Origin of the sequence: Flavobacterium branchiarum, assembly GCF_030409845.1 — a bacterium.
Lineage (GTDB): Bacteria > Bacteroidota > Bacteroidia > Flavobacteriales > Flavobacteriaceae > Flavobacterium > Flavobacterium branchiarum.
The window spans coordinates 2,265,162-2,287,360 of the sequence record NZ_JAUFQQ010000005.1; the positions used below are offsets into that span (position 1 = coordinate 2,265,162).

Here is a 22,199-nt window from a genome sequence, read left to right on the forward strand (position 1 = left end):
TGTAGCTTCTAGCTTAATCGTCTATTAAGTTTGACCTATAGGTTTTACTGTTCCGGGTGGGAGTGGGTCTTTCAATGTTTCAATGTTTTCTTCTAGTGCTGGGTCTTGGCCTCCGTTAATCATTTTGCAATGTTTTTTTGGAAGCTCATTTTTTTTAAAATCGTTCAGTTTTAGGGCGGACTTTTTCATATGTTTATTTGTTAGAATGTCAAAATTATGGAAAAGGTATTGTGATAATTTGAATTACAGATTTTGAAGGATTTTCATGTTTTTTATTTATTTATTTTACTGGTAATCAATTTGTTGTGTTGTTTTTAAGTATCTAACTATTTATAAATTATGTATTCATTTCTTTTATAAAATTGAAAATTTAACTTCTTTTATCTGAAAGATTAGTAATATTTGTGATGTTCCTTTTTTGTAATAATTAAGATTATCACGATGATTAAATTAGTTGACAAGTATCTAGATTTGAATAATTTTTTAAATGCTAAAAAGGAGTTTGAGGATCTTTTTCTTTCCCATCCCAATTATCCGAGCCTTTTTGCTATTACAGATTCGTTAAATATATTATCGATAGATAATATTGTTATAAAAGTTCCAAAAGAACAATTGCATGAATTACCTAATTCTTTCCTCGCAATTTTTAATAATGACCTAGTTCTGGTTGATAAAACAGAATCTTCTGTAGTGATTGAGACAGAGAAAGGTAAGAAAACTAAATTAACGATTGCTGATTTCTCAGAGGGGTGGAATGGTGTAGTGTTGGCAATTGAAGCAAATGAAGTTCAAGAAGAGAAAGTCATGAATGAAGGTCCTAAGTGGCTAAAATATGGTATTTTATTCTTGGTGTTAATTGTATTGTCTAGTTTCTATAATGAGTATAGTGTATATGACTATGGTTTTTTGATTACATCCTTATTGGGGTTGTTGATTAGTGTATTTATTGTTCAAGAAAAATTTGGTATCGATAATCAGATTGTTTCTAAGTTGTGTAATATTAATCCAACTACTTCTTGTGATTCAGTTATTAAATCTGAAAACGAAAAGTCTAATAACTGGTTTAGTTTTTCAGATTTACCATTACTCTTTTTTATGACTTCTGTATTGGCAATGCTGATAGGATCAACAAACTCTTCCCTTGTTGGTTTTCTTAGTTTAATGGCCGTCCCGGTGATTGTATATTCTATTTGGGTGCAAAAATTTCAAATAAAAAAATGGTGCGTATTGTGTTTGTCTGTTTCTGTTTTAATGATAATTCAAGGAGTAATATGGGTTTTTGAATCAGGCTTTAGGTTAAACTTAACATTGACCAATCTTTTTCAATATTTATTTTCTCTGATTCTTGTTTCTTCATTATGGTCAGTGATGAAACCGGTTATTGAGGCTGGATTAAAAGCTGCTGGATCGGTAAAGGATTTAACGAAGTTTAGGAGAAACTTTACCCTGTTTGAATTCTTGTCTAAAGAGATTGTTGCATCAGATGGATTTGATGAATTAGAAGGAATTCACTTTGGGAATAGTACTGCTACTGCAAAAATTTCTATTATACTAAGTCCGAGTTGTGGACATTGCCACAAAGCATTTGAAGATGCATTTGAGTTAGTTTGGAAATTTCCAGAGAAAATATCTTTGAATGTACTTTTTAATATTAATCCGGATAATAATCAAAATCCATATAAAGTTGTTGTAGAGCGGTTATTGATGATTAATGATGTTAATCCAGAAAATATAGTTGAGGCAATATCAGATTGGCACATTAAGAAAATGGGATTGGAGTTATGGCAAAAAAAATGGAACGTTGATTCGGTTTCTATGAGAGTTAATCAACAAATTCAAAAGCAATATGATTGGTGTTCGAAAAATGAGTTCAATTATACGCCAGTAAAAATTTTAAACACGAGATTATATCCAAGTGAATATGAATTAAGTGAATTAAAATATTTTATTAATGATGTTTTAGAAGACAATGAAGCGGTAGAGAGGGATTCTTTAGTATATATGTAAAGAAAAGTTGAATTCTTTGAAGTGAGGTGATTGTTTTGCCTTGAAACTATTGAAGTACTAACCAAATCAAAAAAAACAAATTATGTTAAAAAATATTTTAAATATAGTAGGAGTACAAGAGCTAACAAGAAGTGAACAGAAAACTGTTCATGGAGGTAAAACTTGTCATCTTGATGGTTGGTGTCCAACAGGAAGTAAATGCGTGTCTGATTGTAAGTTCAATGAGATTTGTAGGCCTAATAGTTACGAGGAGTGTTAATCATCCTAGACTAGGCATAGAATTTTTTATGTCTTAGTTTCTAAATATAGACAGAATCTTCAAGTGTCTTAAAATGATTGAAGTAGTAACAAAATCAAAAAACCAAATCATGTTAAAATCAATTTTAAAATTAAAAGGAGCTCAAGTTTTGACTGCAAATGAGCAAAAATCTATTAATGGAGGTGCTAAAGCATGTCAAGCTGGAGAAAGTATTGTATGCTGTCCAGATCAGAATATATGTGTATGTGCTCCACCAAATACTGTTTGCATGGCAATTTAGGAGTTTATTAGAATCTTAAATTTCAAATGTTTTAAAACGAATTAGTGTATTAACAATCAAAAAACAAATTATGTTAAAAAATATTTTAAATCTAGAAGGAGTTCAAAAAGTTACAAAGATTGAACAAAAAGAGATTAATGGAGGGAAAATTCCACCAGATGGAGAATGTGGTACTTATCAGATTCTTCCATTAAGCGAAACAGCTTGTCTTAATTATGATCCCTATTATAGACCAGTTTATATTGGACCTAGACAATGCTCAATTATGTTGGCACCTTGTTAATGAATCGTTTTTTAATAGATAGTTTAATTAATGTGAATTTTCAATAATTACTTAATTAAACTATGCTTAAAATTAGTAAAGTATTAATCAGTTTTTTAAAAAATTAGTTATGTTAAAATCAATTTTAAAATTAAAAGGCGCTCAGGAATTAACTAAAAAGGAGCAAAAAGAAATTAATGGAGGGTGGATTCCTGAACCTGGAAAGTCTTGTCCAAAGGGTACATGTCAATATTTTGAAGGTGGGCCATGTAGAAAATCATCTGATCTTTGTATTTAATTTTTTAAGTTTCTATTAAGTAGCTTCAGTTTTTTTGATAGAAATCGAAGTACTAACCAATCCCAAAAAAAATAAATTATGTTAAAAGATATTTTAAACCTCCGCGGAGTTCAAAAAATAAAAAATATTGAACAAAAGGAAATTAAAGGAGGAGCAGTAAAGCCTAAGGATACTTGTGCGCCAGTTGGTGGTATAGAATATTGTTGGGCTAATGTAGATATGAGTCATTGTGTTCCTTGTAAAGGGCAATAAAGCAGTTGAAAACTGCTATTTTTTTCTTTAATAATCAAATAAAAAACATCAATTATGTTGAAAAGTATTTTAAATCTAAAAGGTGCTCAAAAGTTAACTAAAGATGAGCAAAAAGTTGTTAATGGAGGCGCATGTGTTATTCTTTGTTGTCCAGATGCAGAATGTGTATGCGTGCCAAGAGGAACTGCATGTATGTTGTAATTGATTAGAATAAAGTATCTAATTCTAAATAATTATAGGGTAATTGTGAATATTAATTTAAAACTTTATATCATGTTAAAAAATATTTCAAACTTAGAAGGTGCTCATAAACTAACTAAAAATGAGCTAAAAATGATCAGTGCAGGTGGTGCGCCACTTTGCGAAGATAGATTTTGTGCAGAAGTCGGATTTCTTGACGGTAAATGGGTATGGCGTTGTATGCCTTGTTAATTAAATTTATTTAATCAATTATAATTAAGATATTATGTTTAAAAATATTTCAAAAATAGATGGTGCTCAAGAATTGACAAGCAATGAGCAAAAAAAAATAAAAGGTAATGGGCCTGGAGATTTTATTGTTTGTTGTCCTGAAGATAATAACATTGCATATCCAGATTGTACTTTCATTGAGTGCTCTAGATAGTTATTTGCATCTTGGGTGTGTTCAAACTGATGTCTGGTTAGTTTTATAATTAAAATATTAATTAATTTTTTAAAAGAAAAGTTTATGTTAAAAGCTATTTTAAATTTAGAAGGGGCTCAGAAATTAACAAAAAATGAGCAAAAAAGCATTCAAGGAGGTTTAGTCGATTGTATTAATCCTTCTACAAATGAATGTAGAAGGTATCATAAATCTTGTGCGCCTCCATGTGGTATGCAACCACCGATAGAACCTTAATTATAGGTTTTGGTCGATATTTTAATAAGAATATGTTCTTATGTAAAATTGTAATTTGTTAGAAGTTAGTTTATTCTTATTGGTAAAGATGATAAAGAGGATGTAATTTCCTCTTTATTATTTTATATAAGGTTGTGAAAAATATATTATATTGTCCTTGTAAAACAAGATTTAAAATTGAAAAAATTCCCAAATTATATACGGGCAGATTTTAAGGGGTGCAGTCTTGCTTGTTTGAAAATTATAGCGAAGAATTTATTTAGATTTGATTGTAAATAATATTCATTAGGTTGCGTAATTTATAAGTTTAAATAGGAGAATTACGAGTCATGTTGTTTAGTCTTCTAATTTTTAAATTCAAACAATGCATTTGATAAAAAGAATTTTATTTTTAAATCATTATTGCTATTAATGTTTTCTTCTGTGCCTTCTAATTCGATTACATAATAATAAAATTGACTAATCTCTTCGTTGGATAATTTCAAATTTTCAACAATATAATTATGATAGTTTAGTCTAAGATAATTCAGCATTTTTTCTTTTTTCTCAACCTGGATATTTTTTTTTAATTGTTTTGTTCTGCCATTTATTGCATTTAATATTGGGTCTATTTTAAGTTGTCCTCCTAGGATTGATAGTAAATGGATTGGTTTAAAATCTCCAGCAGTCTTTAATTTTCTCTCGTTCGGACTTAATTTTTTTCTCTCATTTGGAATAATTCCTAAGGAGACAGCATTAATCTTAGGATTATTATCAATTATGATTTCTTTCAATTTAATTGAATTTTCTTCCATGTAAATTCTTTCATAAGAACTCATTGTCTCATTATTGCCAATGATTTTCGTTACAGGTTTCATTCCAAGATAAGATATTGTTAAAGTGTCACCAATATTTGAGTTTATATAAAAAAAGCCATTATTGTCTGTGAGTGTATAATTATTTCTTGAAATGTTTTTTACAATGACTTTTTCTAATGGAATACTATCAAACAAAACGTACCCACTTATTTTGCTAACTTGCTGTGAATGTGTTTTAGCAAAAAAAAGGAACATAAATAAAAACTTTAATTTTTTCATTTATAAATTGAGGTTAGGCATTTTTTAAAATTAAGATATTATTTTCTTTAGCTCTGATGTGGAAATTTGTTATAGTATCAGAATTATTTAAGTCAATTAGCATCTCCAATAGTATTTCGATAGAATATAGTTGTGTTATGTATTAGTTTTTAGATGAAAAGATAAAATAAATATTGGAATGGCTCATGGTTTAGCTTTAATAATAACTTTTTTGATTAAAATTTATTCTGTAAATAAAAACTAGCTATCAGAAGATTATGGCGATTAAATCTGTTAACTGGTTGCTGAAGTTTAAGTGTGAGAATAAAATCATTTTCAATGTTAACTAATTTAGATGGCCTAAATAAAGGCAAGTAAGAAGCTCTCCAGTACAACTAGGCTTGCGTGGTGTGATGGTGATCTAACTATTGGTTGTGTTTTTTTTGTTTTAGGCAAAATAATTAACAGCAATTATTTTGTAGGTCATGGGTTAGATATTCTTAAAATTGTGTGTTTAGAAAAATAGACAGCCTAGCAACAGGAGTTTGTAATAAAGAATTTTGCATGGTACGTCTTTGAGATTAATATTTTAAATACAAATTTTATTATAGAAGATTTCTTGGGAGTAGAAAAGTATTGGCTTGATAAACTATTCTCGGTTTAAAAGAAAATATTGAATCGCTAAATTTATATAATATCTTAGATAATAAGATGTTTTTTCTCGTGATTATGGCTTAATAAACGGATGTCCTAGGATTGGATTATCTCTGTTAAGCTATTTAAATTGTAGGCCAAATGAATGGGGTGAAATTTTCATGTTATGAAGATAATAAATTGTATAAAGTAGTAGTATTGTCGCTGTTAATTGTTAATTTAGTTATCTGTCTGAAAACAAAAATTAATGTATAAATTATAGTTAAGCATGGTGAAAAACTGAAGTTGCCCCTTGTGAATAGTAGTAAACAAAATATAGTTTAAATCAAAAATCTATAAGTGACTGGAACAAATTTGACATATCTAATTTTGATGTAAAACGGGATGGGTCTTTTTTTTATCTTATTGAAATTTATTCTAGACGATAATAATCTTGATGAGTTTTTTGGAAACAGTTGAGGATTATTCGATAATCAATAACCAGATAATCTAGTTAGGGAAATTGTAAAACAATAATGGTGTGTTGATGTCAATATATAGCTGCTAACTAACAGCTTCGTTCTTTCTATTTTTTTTGAATTACTCTTGTTCTTAATATTATAAATAACCAATGACAAATTGAAAAAATTCCCCAATTACATACAAGCAGATTTTAAGGACTGCGGGCCTACCTGTTTAAAAATTATAGCCAAGCATTATGGTAAATCCATAAACATTCAAGAATTACGTGATTTTAGTGAGACTACTAGGGAAGGAAGTAATTTATTATTCTTAAGCGATGCAGCAGAGAAAATTGGTTTCCGAACTTTGGGGGTAAAGCTGAGTGTGCAAAGTTTAGAAGAGGCACCGCTACCTTGTGTTTTGCATTGGAACAAAGAACATTATGTTGTACTTTATAAAATAAATTTTCAGTAAAAATACATTAAAGATTAATAACAGGCAAAACGGTTGTAAATAAAGGCTTTACAGCCGTTTTGTGATTTTTTGGTAATGCGGTAAAAAGCAGGAAAAAGCGAGGTTTGGCAAAAGTAAGGTTACTAAAACGTTACTTTTAAATATTAGAAACAATCGTTTTAAAATACTGTATTTCAGCTTTCTGCATAGTTTTTCATATTGTTCAGTAGCTCACATAGGTTTAATTTTATCATTAAGAATTGTGAGTATGGAAACGACAAAAAAATCAACGTTTAAGGTATTGTTCTATCTTAAAAAGAACGCTCCAAAGAAAAACGGAAAAGTTACGGTTATGTGCAGAATTACCGTAAACGGCAAACAGTCTGCATTCAGTACAAAGCTGGATATTTCCGCAACAAATTGGGATTTGAAGTACGGCAGGGTTTTAGGTAAAAGCCGAGAAGCACAAGACACAAACAAGAAACTTGACAAAATTCGTTCGGGTATTGAGGAATGCTATTCCAAAATTCTAAAGAATGAGGGGGCTGTAAACAGTGCTAAACTTAAAAATGCCGTTCTTGGGATGGAAAGCGGAGAACTGACCTTTTTCAAATTCTATGAACAGTTCCTATTGGACTATGAGAAAAAGGTTAATAGTGGACTTCGGGTAAATGGCACACGCAGTAAATACAAAATACTTTTGAAACATCTTCGAAATTTTGCACTTACAAAATACGGCTATTCCGATGTGTCCTTTAACGACCTTACACCTGATTTTGTGCAGGACTTTGATTACTACCTGCGTGACGACCAAAGTTTAACACACAACACCATTTGGCTGTATATGATTGGATTTACTACGCTTTGCCGATTGGCAATGAGCAGAAAGCATCTTGCTTTTAATCCGTTCAGCGAGTACAAGAATACCAAAAAGGATAAAGACCGTGGCTATCTGCTACGGAACGAATTGGAACAGCTTGTAACGTTCAACTGCGAAAAAAAGAAAGACGAATTGGTTAAAGACCTGTTTGTTTTCAGTTGCTTTACAGGGCTTTCGTATTCGGATATAAAAGGACTTAAAAACAGCAATATTCAGGAGTTTTTTGACGGCAATCAATGGATTATCGTCCGCAGGAGAAAGACAGCCACATCGTCTAATGTAATGCTATTGGATATTCCCAAAATGATTATCGAAAAGTATGCAGGGCTGTCAAAGGACGGCAGGGTTTTTCCTGTTCCGTCTAACAGTTCCTGTAACGATAGATTAAAAGGAATATCCCAACAGATTGACTGTCTGAAAGAAAAGAAAGTAACTTTTCATTTGGCACGCCATACGTTTGCCACGTTGTTTTTGAGCGAGGGCGTTCCGTTGGAAAGTTTGAGCAAAATGTTAGGACATAAGAATATTGCTACCACACAGATTTATGCCAAGATACTTAACGAGAAAGTCGGAAAGGATATGCAAAAAGTATCGCACAAATTTAAGGGTATGGAGCAGTCTTTTATTTCACAGCTCTGAAACCACCAAAGTGATTATTGAAAGCCAATGTTATAGACTGAATTGGCTTTTTTTTGTACTTTAGCGAGTAGAACTGCTAAAAAATGAATCCTTTAATTACTCAATTTAAAACATACGGGAATATATCATCTGAAATAGAATCCGATTTCAATATTCGTGTTAAACTCTTTCAAAAAAGAAAAGGGGATTTCTTCTTAAAGCAAGGACAAATCAATTCAAGTCTTTTTGTTATTGAACAAGGATTGATTAGGGCATTTTTTAAAAAAGAAGATAAAGAAGTGAATACTCGGTTTGGGATGGAAAATGAGTTGATAGGTTCTATTTTACCTTTATATTTTAATCAACCGTCCTTTGAATATATCCAGTTTTTGGAAGACAGCATTATCTATTCTATCTCCAGTGATGACTTGAACGATATGTACAAAACATACCCCGAATTAAATTTGATTGGGCGAAAAATTGCAGAAAAACTTTGTGAAATTTTAGAAGAACGGATAATTGCACTACATACCGAAAGCGCAGAACAAAGATATAAGGCATTAATTCACAAAAGCCCAGAAATAGTGCAAAGAATTAATTTAGGACATATTGCATCTTATCTTGGAATTACTCAAGAAACTTTAAGCAGAATAAGAAGTCGATTTTGATGTAAGTCAAAAAAATGCATTAAATGGTTAAGTAATTTTGCGTTCTAAATCAGAAACAAAATGAAATATCTATTTTTAGCACTTTCGATTATTCTTGAAGTTATCGGTTCAAGTTTTATGAAAGCATCCAACGGATTTACTAAAATCATTCCAACAAGCATTACAATTATTGCGTATATCGCCTGTTTTTTCTTTTTATCACAAGCATTAAAACATATTCCCTTAGGAATTGCTTATGCTATTTGGGGTGGTTTAGGGATAGTATTAACTGCAATTATCTCTGTTGTGGTATTTAAGCAATCTTTAGACTTACCTGCTATTATTGGAATTATATTGATAGTATCAGGCGTATTTGTAATGAACTTCTTTTCAAAAACAGCAACCCATTAAAAAATGTGGGTTATTTGAAATTAATAAAACAGGGTTAACAGATATCTAAAAAAATAAAACAGCCCACTGCTTAAGCAGTGGGCTGTTTCTTTAATTGACCGATACAGTTACAGTTTCACACAATCAGCTAACGCTGATAGTTATCTTCCAACACCTTAATAATATCGCTTTCACGAAACAAAATTTTCCGTTCGAGCTTGATAAAAGGTATCAGTCCGTCATCTCTGTACTGTTGCAACGTCCGTTTGCTGATATGCAACATCTCGCAAACCTGTTCGCCCGAAAGGTAGATTTCCCCTTTTAAGAGTGGGTGGAAATATTCCCTGATATACAGCAGTTCGTTTTTGATGCCTACCACAGCTTCGAGCAAGGCAAGCATATCTTCGTTTGAATTTCCAATCTGTTTCATTTCTTTTGCTTTTTTAATGGCCGCTCTCCCTGCATAAGTAACTCCACTTCGGATAATCTGAAATACGTTTTCCGATTAATTTGCGTTGCTCCAAGAATGCCTTTTGCCCTATACGTCTGCAACGTTCTTTTGCTGATGTTGAGCAATTGGCAGGCTTCCTGTTGGTCGAGCCATTTCGTTGCCTGTTGCAGTGCTTTGTAGGGTGTAGTCATTTCCGCTATCAAATTGGAAACTTCCTTAACTTCCCTATGCAATGCTTTCAATATCTGAATGTCTAAAACTGTTATTTCCATATCTGCATCATTTAAACCTCTAAAATAAAAGCTATTCACATAGGTCATTTTAATGTTGCATCCGATGGCGGTATTTGGCGTACAGTTGCCAAATACTAGGCTATAATCCTAACTTTGGTTTCTTACTTTTAGGACGAGACTGTTGCGTTATGATTGTATTGTCCATTTTTAAAGCAGGCTTTTTATTGGTCTGTATAGCCTGATTTTTTTCTTCATTTTTGAAGTCCGAACGGATAAGCGTTTTTGTCGCACCTATTATGCTTTCAGGTTCGGAAGTCTGCTTTGGCGGTTCATAACTCTTGCCCCCGAACAGCCTGCCCAGACCTAAACCCTTTGTGTCTTTGAATTGGCGTTTAAAGTTGGCGATGAAATTGGAAATCGGGTCGCTGTTCTTATCAACCTGTATCAAAGGACTATGTTCTTTTTTTCTGATTTGTTCTTTCTTTTTCTGCTCTTTGTCAGGTATTACTTTTTGTGCCATAGGTTCAAAATTTTCCCCCAATATAGAACACAATGGAATGTATTGTTTTCTTTTGGCATTATATGGCAGTATTTGCCTTATATTGGCACAATATGAATAGAAAGTAATCCTCAAAACACTTTAAATTTTCCTTGCAAAGCCCTCACGGATTTAAAGAGTTTTCTACGGATAAAGGAAAGCATACCAAAAACATCCTATCCTTACCCCTTACGTGTTTTTTGTACCCTTTCTTTGATTGGAATTGATTAAAAAAAGAATAAAAAAGGGAGCAAAGATAAGGCGGACAGCCACCGCACCACCCAACCAAAAGACTACGGCATAATGGCAGGGCAAATATGGTGGCTTCGCCGAGTTTGTTGTGTGCCCTGCCACCCTTCGGGACTTATTCCGTTTCCTTTTGGTTTTTCCGCCTGTCCCCCTTGTTAAAATGGCTTTCTTTTTTTTCTGTTTTTTTCTTTTGGAAAATAATTTTAAGAGGTAGAAACGTACCTCCCACCACGTATAGTTATCAAAACAACGGTTTGTGTTTCTCGTTATAGATTTCGCTAATCAATTCCCCGAACTCCTGAAAGTGGTATTCGATAATGTTGTCCAGATACGCATAAATCGTCAGTTTGTCGATGCCCATAATGTTTGTAAGTCTGTTAAATGTCTCGTGGTGTTCCTGCCGTACATATACTGATTTCCCCCTGCTTGCCGTTGTCGTAGGAATTTTGAAGAACCGTCCGCAGTAGTCCTCTTTGGTCAGCTTCTTTGGCTTGTAAGTCATCCTTCTTGCATTACTCTCAGGTGTTTTTGTGTTTTCCGTTTCAGTTTCCGAAGGTTCTTCGCCTGCCATTACACGCATAATAGCTTCCTCATCTACTTTGGGTTTGACAAAATCTTCCCGATGTGTTACTGCCTGTTGTTCCGTGAAAGATTGTTTATTTTCATCAGTTATGAAATTTTCAATAGAGAAATCCTCTTTTTCGGGTTGCTGATTTTTGTTTTCTTCGTGTATCATATCTCTCATTTTTAATATTATATCCAATTAGCTGTTTGGTTAACTAAGCAATCAGCTGTATATACTGTTGTATTTATGTAACTACCTAAGCACCTGCATACCCTTAATTGGTTAATTCATTAACTCAAAAATCTGTAATTCGTTTGCATTCAATCACGCAGATTTGCTGTCGGGATTTATGCTGATTGGCTACATAGTTAAGGTTATAACCAATCAGCCAGCTAACCATGTACAAAGGAAGCGAAAGCAATTCCAGTCTATGTTGATGTGGCACTCAAAGGTAGCATTTGGCGTTCATTGTCGTGATTGTAAATAGCTGTTATTCAAATAGTCTTACCGAAATTTGTAATGGAAGCTATGGGTTTTCCCTGCTAACTACAATCCGTTTGCAAAACGGATTTTTCTGAACTCCTGTTCAGAGCAAGTTATCTTTTGAGGTACTCGAAATGAATTTCTGCACCTCAAAAGCACTTGCCCTTGCAGGGGGCTGGAAACGGCTCCGAAGTCGCCCGTTTGTTAAAAATTAAAATGGATTTATTATGGAAGAGAAAGACAGAAAACAGATTAGGAAAACAGGAAGAAAACCAAAGAACGACCCTGCGGTCAATCGGTATTCAATTAACCTGAATGCAGAAGACAATTCCAAGTTCCTTGCTCTCTTTGACCAATCGGGAATGAAAGTGATTGCTCATTTTATTACAGCTTGCATCTTTCAAAAGACGATAAAGACCGTTAAAATTGATATGGATGCAATAGAATATCACGAAAAGTTGACCCGATTTTTTAGTCAGTTCCGAGCAATCGGAACAAATTATAATCAGATAGTGAAGATATTGTACCGCAATTTTTCGGAGAAAAAAGCAGGAACATACCTGTTTAAATTGGAAAAGGAAACCATAGAATTGGTAAAGGTCACTAAGGAAGTCATCCGTTTGACACAGGAATTTGAAGAGAAGTATCTGAAAAAAGAGTAAAGTTATGATTGCAAAAATTGGAAAAGGAAGCAATATGTACGGAGCGATTTTGTACAATCAGCAAAAAGTGGACAAGGAAAACGGAGCGGTTCTGCTCTTGAACAAGATACCCGACACCGTGGACGGCAGGTATTCTGTAGCATATTTCAATAAATGCTTTGAACCTTACCTTTCGGTAAACATCAAAACGGAAAAGACGGTACGGCATATATCGCTGAATCCAGATCCTTCAGATAAAGTCAGCGATGAGCAGTTTACCGAAATGGCTCAGGAGTATATGGAACGTATGGGGTATGGCAATCAACCTTACATCGTTTTTAAGCATACGGATATTGACCGAACGCATATACACATCGTTTCGACTTGTGTGGGCATTGAAGGAAAGAAAATCCCCGATGATTACGACCATCCACGCTCAATGGCTATTTGTCGGGATTTGGAAATGAAATACAACCTGCAAAAAGCCACGGAACAAGAGCAGAAACAAGTAAATAAAGTTTTCAAGCCTGTAAATCATAAAAATGGAGACATCAAAAGTCAGATTGCTTCGGTAGTACGGCATCTACCAAAGTATTATAACTTTTCTACTATGGGTAGTTACAATGCTTTACTATCACTTTTCAACATCACAGCGGAAGAAGTCAAAGGCGAGCGCAACGGTCAGACCGTAAACGGTTTGGTTTATGTGGCATTGGACGAGAAGGGAAACAAGGTAAGCAATCCGTTCAAAGCATCACTTTTCGGGAAAGATGCAGGCGTTGCACATCTGCAAAAACACTTTGAGCAGTCCAAAGAGAAAATGAAAGCCAACCCTGCAAGGTCTGTTCTAAAAAATACGGTGGAGCTTGCCATACATACCACAAGCAACGAAACAGATTTTAAAAAGCAGTTGACCGAGCAGGGTATTAATACAGTTGTAAGACGTAATAGTGAAGGACGAATTTACGGTATGACCTTTATTGACCACGGAAGCCGTAGCGTTTGGAATGCTTCGGCTTTAGACAGAAACCTATCGGCAAATATATTTAACGATTGGTGGAACAATGGAAATAAACCCAAATTTAAGATACAAGATAACCCTGTTTCTAAGACAAATGAAATAGACAACCTACCGACAAAAGACCTTTTTGAGTTTCTCTCACAGGAACATTCGCCTAATACCGATTTGGGATTGTTTAGCCTGTTATCCGATGCACAAGGCGAGGATTACGAAGAAGAACAGTTTGCTAATCAAATGAAAAAGAAGCAATATTCTCGGAAAAGAAGACATTAGAATTATCTAGAATTTTATTAACTATTCAATCACTAAAGCGTATGATATTTTAAATATCAGTATAAATCTGAAATGCTTAATATGAATTAGAGCCATTAAGGTTAAGTACAAGATATTTTTAATTTATTAATCATAAGATATTCGTAACAATCTCTTATATTTGACAAAATAAGTCAAGTTATAAATTAAAATTGTCTTTTGACAAATGAAAAAAAACACAACGACAGGTGAAATACTCCGAGAAGCAAGGGAGTGTAAAGGATTACTTTTACGACACGTATGTGCAGAATTGGACGTGGATACCGCCATACTTAGCAAAATAGAACGAAACGAACGAAAAGCGACAAAAGAACAAATCATAAAACTTGCCGAAATTCTCGATTTAAATAGAGATGACCTTTTAATTCAGTATTTGAGTGACAAAATTCTAAATGAAATTAAGAATGAGGATTTGGGAACAAAAGCTTTAAAAGTAGCGGAACAAAAAATTAAATACAACAATAAAACCAATAACAACGATTAATGCAAATAAAATTAGAAGAACTCAAGTATCAGGAAGTTGCCATTCAATCGATTGTTAAAGTATTTGATGGCAATATCAAAAACACATTTGACAATGCTTGTTTTGATGGTATTCGCTCTAATAATTGTACCCTACTTGATGAACAGATTTTAGAGAATAAGAAGGAAGTTTTAATAGAAAATGGAATCGAAGAAAATACAGCAAAGATTTCGGAGGACAGAGAGCTAACAATTGAAATGGAAACAGGGACAGGTAAAACACTAGTCTATGTTAAAACCATTTGCGAGCTATATAAACATTATGCTTTTACAAAATTTATCATTCTAGTACCATCAGTTGCCATCCGTCAGGGTGTTTTAAAGACATTAAAAACATTTGATAAGCAATTGGAAGATATTTACGGCTTTATTCCAAAATCATTTGAGTACAATAGTAAAAAACTGAGTAAAGTAACAAATTTTATTGAGGAGCAACATCCTCAAATTATGATTATGACATTGGCCTCGTTTAACTCCGAAGACAAAATCCTGAATCAGGCAAAACGTGAAGATTTATTTGCTAATGTCCCGTTTATCGAAGCGATCGGAAGAACAAACCCGATAATTGTGATGGACGAACCACAGGAAGGAATGGATACGGTTAATTCTGTTAAACAAATTGCTAAACTCAATCCGCTTTTCAAATTAAGATATTCTGCTACGCATAAAATTGTTAAAAACCTTATTTACCGTCTTACTCCTTACGATAGTTACAAACAAGGTTTGGTAAAAAAGATTGAGGTATTGACTGTCACTGAAAAGAACGATGAAGCTACATTGAAATTAGAATTGACTGAAATTCAAAACGGTAAAAATCCAATCAGGGCAAAAATTAAAGCGTGGCATCAATCTGCTAATGGTAAGATAGAATTCAAGGAAACCAAGTGGTTGAAAGATGGTGATAACCTAGGAGCTATAACCAACAATCCAAGTTATCTCAAATATCGCATTGAACGAATCAATAAGAGTTTAAGAACACAAAAATGGTCAGTAACTTTTACCAATGGAACACAAATTTTTGAGAAGCAAACTTCAGGAAATATAGAGAGTATTTGGGCTTTACAATTGGAATGGCTGATTATCCGTCATTTTACCAAAAAGCAAAAATTACAGGTGCAGGATATTAAATGCCTTTCATTAATCTTTATAGATAAGGTAGCTAACTACGTAAGTGATGAACCTATTATTAAAAATTTGTTCATAGAAAAGTATAAAACATTATATCCCGAATTTCACGATGGAAAAATTCCATCAAATGAACATATTGAAGGAATTCAGGGATTTTACTTTGCTAAAACAGGGAAAGGAGAATTTACCGACAATGAAACTTCAATGCGTAAAAATTCAGATGTTTTTGACGCTATTTTAAAAGACAAAGAAGAGCTATTGTCTTATGGAGATTCCGTAGCGAATAAAATTGAGTTTATTTTTTCCCATTCCGCCTTGGGTGTGGGTTGGGATAATCCTAATATATTCAACATCGCAACGCTAAATAATTCATATTCCGAAATCAAAAAGCGTCAGGAAATTGGTCGTGGTTTGCGTATTGCGGTTAATCAAAACGGACAGCGTGTTTATGATGCCTTGGATGTAGCAGAAGAAAAACGTGTTAATCAATTAACTGTCATTCCGAACGAAACATACGAAACCTTTGTGACCCAATATCAAGAAGAAATTAAAGAAGTTTATGGCACAGCACAAGCAGGAGCAGGAATGAGCCATACGCATAAAGGCAAACCACAAAATGAGGTTCGCTTTAAACGTAATCAAAATGAAACTATTAATCAGGCTTTCAAGCGTTTTTGGAAAGCTTTGGCTAGGAAAACAAACTTTTCGGTTGCTTTTAACGAACAGGCTTTGATTGCACGGAGTATAGAAGCATTAAACGCCATTTCAATAGCCGATTATCAGGCAGAAGTATCAAGCAGAACTATCGGGAATATTAGCGAAAGTGGTATTCAGGATGAATTTGCAGGAAAAGAAACCTATAAACTAAAAGCTTTCTATACGCCTTTGGATTTAGTGGAAGAGCTAAGTGAAAACACTGGTCTATCCTATAATTCTCTTTTTGAAATTGTCAAACAATTAACCAATCACGAAGACTTTGCTAAGAATCCACCACAATACATTCATCAATCAGCAAACTTAATAAAGAATATCGAATTGGAAGAGATGCTACGTGGTTTGGATTATCATCTTACTAATGAAACATTTCCTTTTGAATTTGATGATTTTGTCAAGAATATTAATGATTCTGGTTACGTGGACACACCTCAAAAAGGAGTTTTCGACAAAATGTTAATTGATAGTGATGTAGAAAGAAAGTTTGCTGTAGGTGCAGACCGTGATGACGAACTGATTTGTTTCTTAAAACTCCCTAGCTATTATAAAATTCCGACACCAATTGGAGAATATGAACCGGATTTTGGTATTGTGATGAAACGAAAACAATTGAAAGATGGCAAGGAAAGTGAGTTTTATTTTGTCATTGAAACTAAAGGAACAAATGACATCAATGATAAAAAAGCATTGAAAGAAAGCGAAGTGTATAAAATTCTTTGTGCGGTTAAACATTTCAATGCATTGGGAGTGGACGTAAAATACAAAGCACCAGTAAAAGACTATATGTTTTTTAAAGACGAATCTGTAAAAGATATTAACGCAATAACAGAAAAATAATGAGCAATCAAGAATATATAAATAATCCATTGGAAAATGTACAATCTCACGATTGGAATAAAGAACGTTTAGAACAACTTAAAAGGTTGATGCCTGACCTGTTTACCAATGATGGCACACTCAATATCAATGAACTAAAAAAAGTAATTGACTCTAATAGTATAAACGAGACGGAACGCTATGAATTTCGTTGGTTTGGCAAGAGCAACGCCAAACGTGAAGCATTCACACCTACCGATGCTACATTGATTTATGACGAAGCCAGAAGTGTAAACCCAACCGAAAGCGAAAATCTGATTATTGAAGGCGAAAATTTAGCCGTTTTGAAACTATTGAGTCAAAGTTATCGGGAACAGATTAAATGTATCTATATAGATCCGCCATATAACACTGGGAACGATTTTGTATATTCTGATAAGTTTAACCAAGACAGAAAAGAATATTGGGAAGATGCAGAAATAACAGAGGATGGCTATAAAATTGATTCTAATATAGAAACGGACGGACGTTTTCACAGCAACTGGCTGAATATGATGTATAGTCGTTTGCTTATTGCAAGACAATTGTTGCGTGAAGATGGAGTGGTATTTATATCATTGGATGATAATGAAATTCATCATTTGAGAAAATTATGTGATGAAGTCTTTGGAGAAGAAAATTTCTATTCATCAATAATTGTTCGTTCAAATAGCCGTGGGCAAACGTATAATCAAATTGCAAAAACTCACGAATATATTCTTGTTTATACAAAATCAATCGATGGTGATTTATTAGAATTGGAGAAAAGCAATGATAAATCTGACCTAAATTTAGTAGATAATATAGGGAATTTTAATATCAGAGAATTGAGAAATCGTAATCCTAAATTCGGGAAACATAACAGGCCGAATTTATTTTATCCTATATACATCAACACTAGTTTGATTGACAAAGATGGTTTTTATCCAGTTTCGCTTGAAAAGTCAAATGAATTTAACGTTAAAGTTGAGCCTTTCAATTCAAAAGGTATTGAATCTTGTTGGCGTTGGGGAACATCAAAACTTATTAATAACCTAGAAGAAGATACATTAATAAGTAATATTGTTGGTAAAGCAAAAACAGATGGTAGTTTTGGTATTTATGAAAAATACAGAAAAACAACATATAAACCCAAGTCAATTTGGGATGATAACGCTTGCTTAACTGAAACAGGAACAGTTGAGGTTAAAAACTTAGGTTTTGAAGGAGAATTTGATTTCCCAAAACCTGTTGAATTAGTTAAAAGATGTATTGAGTTAACTGTAGAAAAAAACGACACTGTATTGGATTTTTTTGCAGGTTCTGGAACAACGGGACAAGCTGTATTTCAGTTAAATAAAGATTCTGAAAAAGACATCAAATTTATTCTTGTTCAATTACCAGAGAAGTGCAATGAACAGAGTATTGCATTAAAAAATGGCTTCAAAAAAATAAGTGATATTACGATAGAACGAAATAAACGAGTTATTGAAAAAATCATTGAAGAAAATAAAAATGAACAACCTGATTTATTCAACAAAAAAGAAGATGAAGAAAATCAGCTGAATGGACTTGGCTTCAAAGTTTTCAAACTGACTAAATCCAACTTCCCACGAGTAGAATATGCTCCCGACCCTGAAAAATCAGATGAGGAAAATGTGGAAACATTAAAAAAATACATTGCCGATAAAGAATCACAATTAATAACCGCTTTCAACCGCGATGAGCTGATTACCGAAATACTGATTAAAAACGGCTTTAAGCTGAATTATAAAACTATTCTACAAGAGCAATTCAAGAAGAATGAAATTTTCTTAGCATCAGATGGAGAAAAAGAAACATTGATTTGTCTGGACGGCTCGTTGGCAGACGAAACAGTAGAATATTTCAAAACCCATACAGACCAAAAGCTTATTGTCTTGGAACGTGCGTTAGACACAACCAAGAAATGGAATCTGAAGCACTATATGGGAGAAAAATTTAAGGCGTTTTAATAGAATGGAGAATGAAATATCTATATATTTTGACAACCCTATGCCATTTGAACCAAACAATATAAGACCACTAAATGGTATTGCTGGCTTGTATTTTATATTTAGTCAGTCTTTAGATATTCAGTATCCTTTTAAGAAGTCAAAACTTCTCTATATTGGAATGAGCGAGCGAAAAACAAATAGTATAGGTAGTAGACTATCTGGACATTTTGACGGTAAGTCTAAAAACGTTGGCTTAACGAACTATCGAAAAGTTGAGCCATTGTTATTTACCTATATTAATTTTGAAATGTTAAGGAATATCTGGCAATTTAGAATAGAGGATTTAGAGAGTTATTTCATCTTGGATTTTGTGAAGAATTTTGGAGTTTACCCGATATGCAATAACAAAACAGGATTTGAAATTTTAAATAACACATTGACAACCAGTTTTAAAGTTGATTGGGAATATTTTAACTAAATAGGATTATGGGAGAAAAAGTAAAATCAGGAAAGGAAATATTAGATGATTTTTTTAAAGGAATAGAAGAAATCAAAGATGTTGATAAAAATATTGCATCAATGTTAGTTCAACTCTACAATGATGATAAACTGACTGACACCAATGTTAAAAACGAACTCCAAAAGTTGAGAGAACAAGATGAAAGTAAAAATTAAAAACATAAACATCTCGGGAGTAAGAGGAATTAAGGATAAGTTGGTTTTACCTTTAGAAGGTAAGTCAATTGTATTATACGGTGACAATGGCACAGGAAAAAGCAGTATTTCTGATGCAATCGAATGGTTTTATACAAATCGGGTTGAACACCTTTCCAGCAACAGTGAAATTGATTTAAAGGATGCTCTTAGAAATGCTTCTTTAAATCAGGATGATATTTCAGAAGTGAATATTTCGTATGTTAAAGAATCAACTCTTGATGGAGCTAAAACGCTATTTTCAAAAAGAGATAAATTGGAAATTGGGTTGTCAAATAACTCTGATGATTTTAAAAACTACATTAATAACTCAAAAGAGGAAAACCTACTTTTAAGATATCAATATTTGACTGATTTTATTGATGATACTAAAAGTGATAAGCTAAAGTATCTATCGGATATTATTGGTTTTTCAGAAGTTACAAAGAAAAAAGAAGTTTTAGGGAAGAGCTATAGAGCCATAAACACGGAAATTAAAAATCAAAATTTTGAAGCGCAAATAAACACTCAAAAAGGAGTTTTGATTGCAAAATTAGGAGCTTCTATCAGTCAGGAAAGAAACTTATTTGAAAAAATAAATGAAAAAATAGAACCCCTGAAAATAGGAATAGAAGTGAAAAGCTTGGCTGATATTGATACTGTTTTGGAGCATTTGAAAAAGTCGACAAATGACAAGCTCAATAAGGAACTTTCATTTTTAGATAAAAACAATAATATATTAAACACACTTAAATCAGAAATACAATTAATAAATAATACTTACTCAAACTATTATGATGAATTTGAAAAAATAGCGAACGATGTTCAAAGTATTATGCAGACCTTCTTGAATGAATTATTAAAAACAGGCGAAACTGTTTTAAAGAAATATCACAAGGATGACAGTTGCCCATTATGTTTACAACCGAAAAACAGGGAGGATTTACAAAGTGATATAACTAAAAGATTAAAAGCGATTGAAGAGTCATCCAAGAAAAAGGCGTCTTTTGATAGGGCTAAGCAATTAGCAGATTCTATTTCTACCGAGAGGATAAAACGGATAGATAATCTTCTTTTGGAAAGTTTAATGATTGACGATAGTAATGCTAAGATAAAAACTGGTATTAGTTCAATAAAGAAGAAATTAGAGGAATATCAAAAAGCAAGTGTTGAAAAGGTAACATCTGGAAATAAAATACCTACTAAAGAGACAATTGATTTATTACTATCCGATTTTGATTTTCAAACTGTGATTTCGGACAGAATAAAAGTTATTCAGGAAACACTTAAAAAAGATAACTCAACTGAATTATTTGCGAATATATCAGCCTCAAAAGATGCCTTTCTAAAGATTAAACAATTTGAAAAGCAAAAAATAAAATTGGAAAGCCAGCGTAAAACACTGGAAATAATCTATAATGAGTTTGTAAAAGTTCAAAAAGAGGGTTTAGAAAACTTTATAAATACATTTTCGGAGACTATTAATGAATATTATCAATATATGAATCCTGGAGAACCTTTTCAGGAAATTAAAATTGTTACAATAGGTGAAGAAGATGAATTGAACGGAATTACAATTGAGTACAAATATAACGGGAAGTGGGTTTCTCCACCTCAAAAATATTTTAGTGAATCTCATCTAAATTGTTTTGGCATTTCCTTTTTTTTAGCTTCTGTAAAAGCATTTAATAATATAAATGAGTTTCTTGTACTTGATGACGTTATTTCGAGTTTCGACTCAAATCATAGAAAACGATTTGCTGAATTAATCTTCGAAAAATTTTCAGGTTATCAGATTATCCTTCTTACTCACGAATTAGATTGGTTTACAAATTTCGTTACCCCATTGGCAAAAAAGAAAGGCTGGTTAATCAACGAGATTAAATGGACTGAAAATAATGGAACTTTTTTTGATGAACAGCCTAATGATTTAAGGGAAAAAATTGAAAAATGCTTATCTGAAAGTAATATTGAAAACTTAGGGAATCCTATTAGAAGATATCTTGAACATTCTTTAAAAGAAGTAGCCGTAAGCATTGAAGCCAAATTAAGTTTCCAGTATAATGATTCTAATGAACACAGGATGCCTTATGAATTAATAATGGGAATTAAATCAGAGATTAAGAAATGTAGTACTGATCTAAAATCTAAATTTCCAGTTATTGATAGAATTGAAAGTTCCTCTATTTTAGGTAATATTTGTTCTCACGATAATCCATTTAATCCTAAAATAGGAGATTTAAAAGCATTTTGGTCAGACATATTGGAATTGGAAAATATTTTTATTTGTCAAGAATTGGAATGTAAAAGACCAAGAGTTTCGTTGAAGAATTATGATACAGTCGCTAAGAAAATTAGATGTGGCTGTGACCATACTAAATACGATTGGAAAAAATAGAGTTAGTTGATGTAACTATAAACGATAAAAATAATGGATAGCACTATTGTTTTATCGTTTATAGC

Annotated in this window: 26 protein-coding genes and 1 pseudogene; 21 read left to right on the forward strand and 6 right to left on the reverse strand. The window is 32.6% G+C overall.

Features of this window, described 5'->3' with window-relative positions:
• Positions 1 to 24 precede the first annotated feature (24 nt).
• Entirely contained in the window at positions 25 to 189 is a 165-nt protein-coding gene (locus QWY99_RS21775) for a hypothetical protein (protein ID WP_290268099.1), read from the reverse strand.
• Positions 190 to 441: 252 nt separating this feature from the next.
• On the opposite strand from QWY99_RS21775, the gene QWY99_RS21780 reads away from it, so the two are divergent.
• From QWY99_RS21780 to QWY99_RS21820, 9 genes are all read left to right on the forward strand, one after another.
• The gene (locus QWY99_RS21780) at positions 442 to 2,007 is read left to right on the forward strand and encodes a vitamin K epoxide reductase family protein (protein WP_290268101.1); all 1,566 of its coding nucleotides are present in this window, start codon (positions 442 to 444) and stop codon (positions 2,005 to 2,007) included.
• Between the two features lie 368 nt (positions 2,008 to 2,375).
• Positions 2,376 to 2,546, forward strand: coding sequence for a hypothetical protein (locus QWY99_RS21785; RefSeq protein ID WP_290268103.1), 171 nt, complete (start codon positions 2,376 to 2,378; stop codon positions 2,544 to 2,546).
• 70 nt (positions 2,547 to 2,616) lie between these two features.
• The gene (locus tag QWY99_RS21790) at positions 2,617 to 2,829 is read left to right on the forward strand and encodes a hypothetical protein (RefSeq protein WP_290268105.1); all 213 of its coding nucleotides are present in this window, start codon (positions 2,617 to 2,619) and stop codon (positions 2,827 to 2,829) included.
• Positions 2,830 to 2,938: 109 nt separating this feature from the next.
• Positions 2,939 to 3,106 (forward strand): hypothetical protein, encoded by a 168-nt coding sequence (locus tag QWY99_RS21795; protein ID WP_290268106.1) that lies wholly within the window; start codon positions 2,939 to 2,941, stop codon positions 3,104 to 3,106.
• A gap of 78 nt (positions 3,107 to 3,184) precedes the next feature.
• The gene (locus tag QWY99_RS21800; protein WP_290268108.1) at positions 3,185 to 3,358 is read left to right on the forward strand and encodes a hypothetical protein; all 174 of its coding nucleotides are present in this window, start codon (positions 3,185 to 3,187) and stop codon (positions 3,356 to 3,358) included.
• Positions 3,359 to 3,412: 54 nt separating this feature from the next.
• Positions 3,413 to 3,559: a hypothetical protein gene (locus QWY99_RS21805; protein WP_290268110.1), complete on the forward strand. Its 147-nt coding sequence runs from the start codon at positions 3,413 to 3,415 to the stop codon at positions 3,557 to 3,559.
• A gap of 72 nt (positions 3,560 to 3,631) precedes the next feature.
• The gene (locus QWY99_RS21810) at positions 3,632 to 3,790 is read left to right on the forward strand and encodes a hypothetical protein (protein ID WP_290268112.1); all 159 of its coding nucleotides are present in this window, start codon (positions 3,632 to 3,634) and stop codon (positions 3,788 to 3,790) included.
• A 34-nt stretch (positions 3,791 to 3,824) separates the two neighbouring features.
• Entirely contained in the window at positions 3,825 to 3,983 is a 159-nt protein-coding gene (locus tag QWY99_RS21815; RefSeq protein ID WP_290268114.1) for a hypothetical protein, read from the forward strand.
• 84 nt (positions 3,984 to 4,067) lie between these two features.
• Positions 4,068 to 4,238, forward strand: a complete 171-nt coding sequence (locus tag QWY99_RS21820; RefSeq protein WP_290268116.1) for a hypothetical protein — start codon at positions 4,068 to 4,070, stop codon at positions 4,236 to 4,238.
• 344 nt (positions 4,239 to 4,582) lie between these two features.
• On the opposite strand, the gene QWY99_RS21825 is transcribed toward QWY99_RS21820, so the two are convergent.
• A complete protein-coding gene (locus QWY99_RS21825; RefSeq protein WP_290268118.1) occupies positions 4,583 to 5,314 on the reverse strand; it encodes a peptidase associated/transthyretin-like domain-containing protein in 732 nt (243 codons plus the stop codon).
• Between the two features lie 1,251 nt (positions 5,315 to 6,565).
• Between QWY99_RS21825 and QWY99_RS21830 the strand changes: the two are divergent.
• The 4 genes and pseudogenes from QWY99_RS21830 to QWY99_RS21845 form a co-directional block, all read left to right on the forward strand.
• Positions 6,566 to 6,850, forward strand: a pseudogene (locus tag QWY99_RS21830) (cysteine peptidase family C39 domain-containing protein); the annotation flags it as partial.
• 259 nt (positions 6,851 to 7,109) lie between these two features.
• Positions 7,110 to 8,360, forward strand: a complete 1,251-nt coding sequence (locus QWY99_RS21835; RefSeq protein WP_078677551.1) for a site-specific integrase — start codon at positions 7,110 to 7,112, stop codon at positions 8,358 to 8,360.
• A gap of 83 nt (positions 8,361 to 8,443) precedes the next feature.
• Positions 8,444 to 9,007, forward strand: a complete 564-nt coding sequence (locus QWY99_RS21840) for a Crp/Fnr family transcriptional regulator (RefSeq protein ID WP_078677550.1) — start codon at positions 8,444 to 8,446, stop codon at positions 9,005 to 9,007.
• Between the two features lie 60 nt (positions 9,008 to 9,067).
• Positions 9,068 to 9,397 (forward strand): DMT family transporter, encoded by a 330-nt coding sequence (locus QWY99_RS21845; RefSeq protein ID WP_078677549.1) that lies wholly within the window; start codon positions 9,068 to 9,070, stop codon positions 9,395 to 9,397.
• A 127-nt stretch (positions 9,398 to 9,524) separates the two neighbouring features.
• Here QWY99_RS21845 and QWY99_RS21850 read toward each other — a convergent pair whose 3' ends face one another.
• The 4 genes from QWY99_RS21850 to QWY99_RS21865 all read right to left on the reverse strand — a co-directional run bounded on the left by QWY99_RS21850 (position 9,525) and on the right by QWY99_RS21865 (position 11,583).
• The gene (locus tag QWY99_RS21850; protein WP_034979496.1) at positions 9,525 to 9,806 is read right to left on the reverse strand and encodes a helix-turn-helix domain-containing protein; all 282 of its coding nucleotides are present in this window, start codon (positions 9,804 to 9,806) and stop codon (positions 9,525 to 9,527) included.
• Complete coding sequence (locus tag QWY99_RS21855; RefSeq protein WP_031504736.1) at positions 9,803 to 10,099, reverse strand: helix-turn-helix domain-containing protein; 297 nt, start codon at positions 10,097 to 10,099, stop codon at positions 9,803 to 9,805. Before QWY99_RS21855 ends, QWY99_RS21850 begins: the two co-directional genes overlap by 4 nt.
• Before the next feature lie 100 nt (positions 10,100 to 10,199).
• The gene (locus QWY99_RS21860) at positions 10,200 to 10,580 is read right to left on the reverse strand and encodes a hypothetical protein (RefSeq protein ID WP_290268129.1); all 381 of its coding nucleotides are present in this window, start codon (positions 10,578 to 10,580) and stop codon (positions 10,200 to 10,202) included.
• 508 nt (positions 10,581 to 11,088) lie between these two features.
• Complete coding sequence (locus QWY99_RS21865) at positions 11,089 to 11,583, reverse strand: DUF3408 domain-containing protein (RefSeq protein WP_078677552.1); 495 nt, start codon at positions 11,581 to 11,583, stop codon at positions 11,089 to 11,091.
• A 539-nt stretch (positions 11,584 to 12,122) separates the two neighbouring features.
• On the opposite strand from QWY99_RS21865, the gene mobA reads away from it, so the two are divergent.
• From mobA to QWY99_RS21905, 8 genes are all read left to right on the forward strand, one after another.
• Positions 12,123 to 12,557 (forward strand): conjugal transfer protein MobA, encoded by a 435-nt coding sequence (gene mobA / locus QWY99_RS21870; RefSeq protein ID WP_290268134.1) that lies wholly within the window; start codon positions 12,123 to 12,125, stop codon positions 12,555 to 12,557.
• 4 nt (positions 12,558 to 12,561) lie between these two features.
• A complete protein-coding gene (gene mobB / locus QWY99_RS21875; RefSeq protein WP_290268136.1) occupies positions 12,562 to 13,830 on the forward strand; it encodes a conjugal transfer protein MobB in 1,269 nt (422 codons plus the stop codon).
• 205 nt (positions 13,831 to 14,035) lie between these two features.
• Complete coding sequence (locus QWY99_RS21880) at positions 14,036 to 14,353, forward strand: helix-turn-helix domain-containing protein (protein ID WP_290268138.1); 318 nt, start codon at positions 14,036 to 14,038, stop codon at positions 14,351 to 14,353.
• Positions 14,353 to 17,070, forward strand: coding sequence for a restriction endonuclease (locus tag QWY99_RS21885; RefSeq protein ID WP_290268141.1), 2,718 nt, complete (start codon positions 14,353 to 14,355; stop codon positions 17,068 to 17,070). Before QWY99_RS21880 ends, QWY99_RS21885 begins: the two co-directional genes overlap by 1 nt.
• On the forward strand, positions 17,070 to 19,061 hold the full coding sequence (locus QWY99_RS21890; RefSeq protein WP_290268143.1) for a site-specific DNA-methyltransferase: 1,992 nt from the start codon (positions 17,070 to 17,072) through the stop codon (positions 19,059 to 19,061). Before QWY99_RS21885 ends, QWY99_RS21890 begins: the two co-directional genes overlap by 1 nt.
• Positions 19,062 to 19,065: 4 nt before the next feature.
• A complete protein-coding gene (locus QWY99_RS21895) occupies positions 19,066 to 19,521 on the forward strand; it encodes a GIY-YIG nuclease family protein (protein WP_139420204.1) in 456 nt (151 codons plus the stop codon).
• Between the two features lie 8 nt (positions 19,522 to 19,529).
• Positions 19,530 to 19,718, forward strand: coding sequence for a hypothetical protein (locus QWY99_RS21900; RefSeq protein ID WP_139420202.1), 189 nt, complete (start codon positions 19,530 to 19,532; stop codon positions 19,716 to 19,718).
• Positions 19,702 to 22,134 (forward strand): AAA family ATPase, encoded by a 2,433-nt coding sequence (locus QWY99_RS21905; protein WP_290268150.1) that lies wholly within the window; start codon positions 19,702 to 19,704, stop codon positions 22,132 to 22,134. The genes QWY99_RS21900 and QWY99_RS21905 overlap by 17 nt, the downstream gene beginning before the upstream one ends.
• Positions 22,135 to 22,199 lie beyond the last annotated feature (65 nt).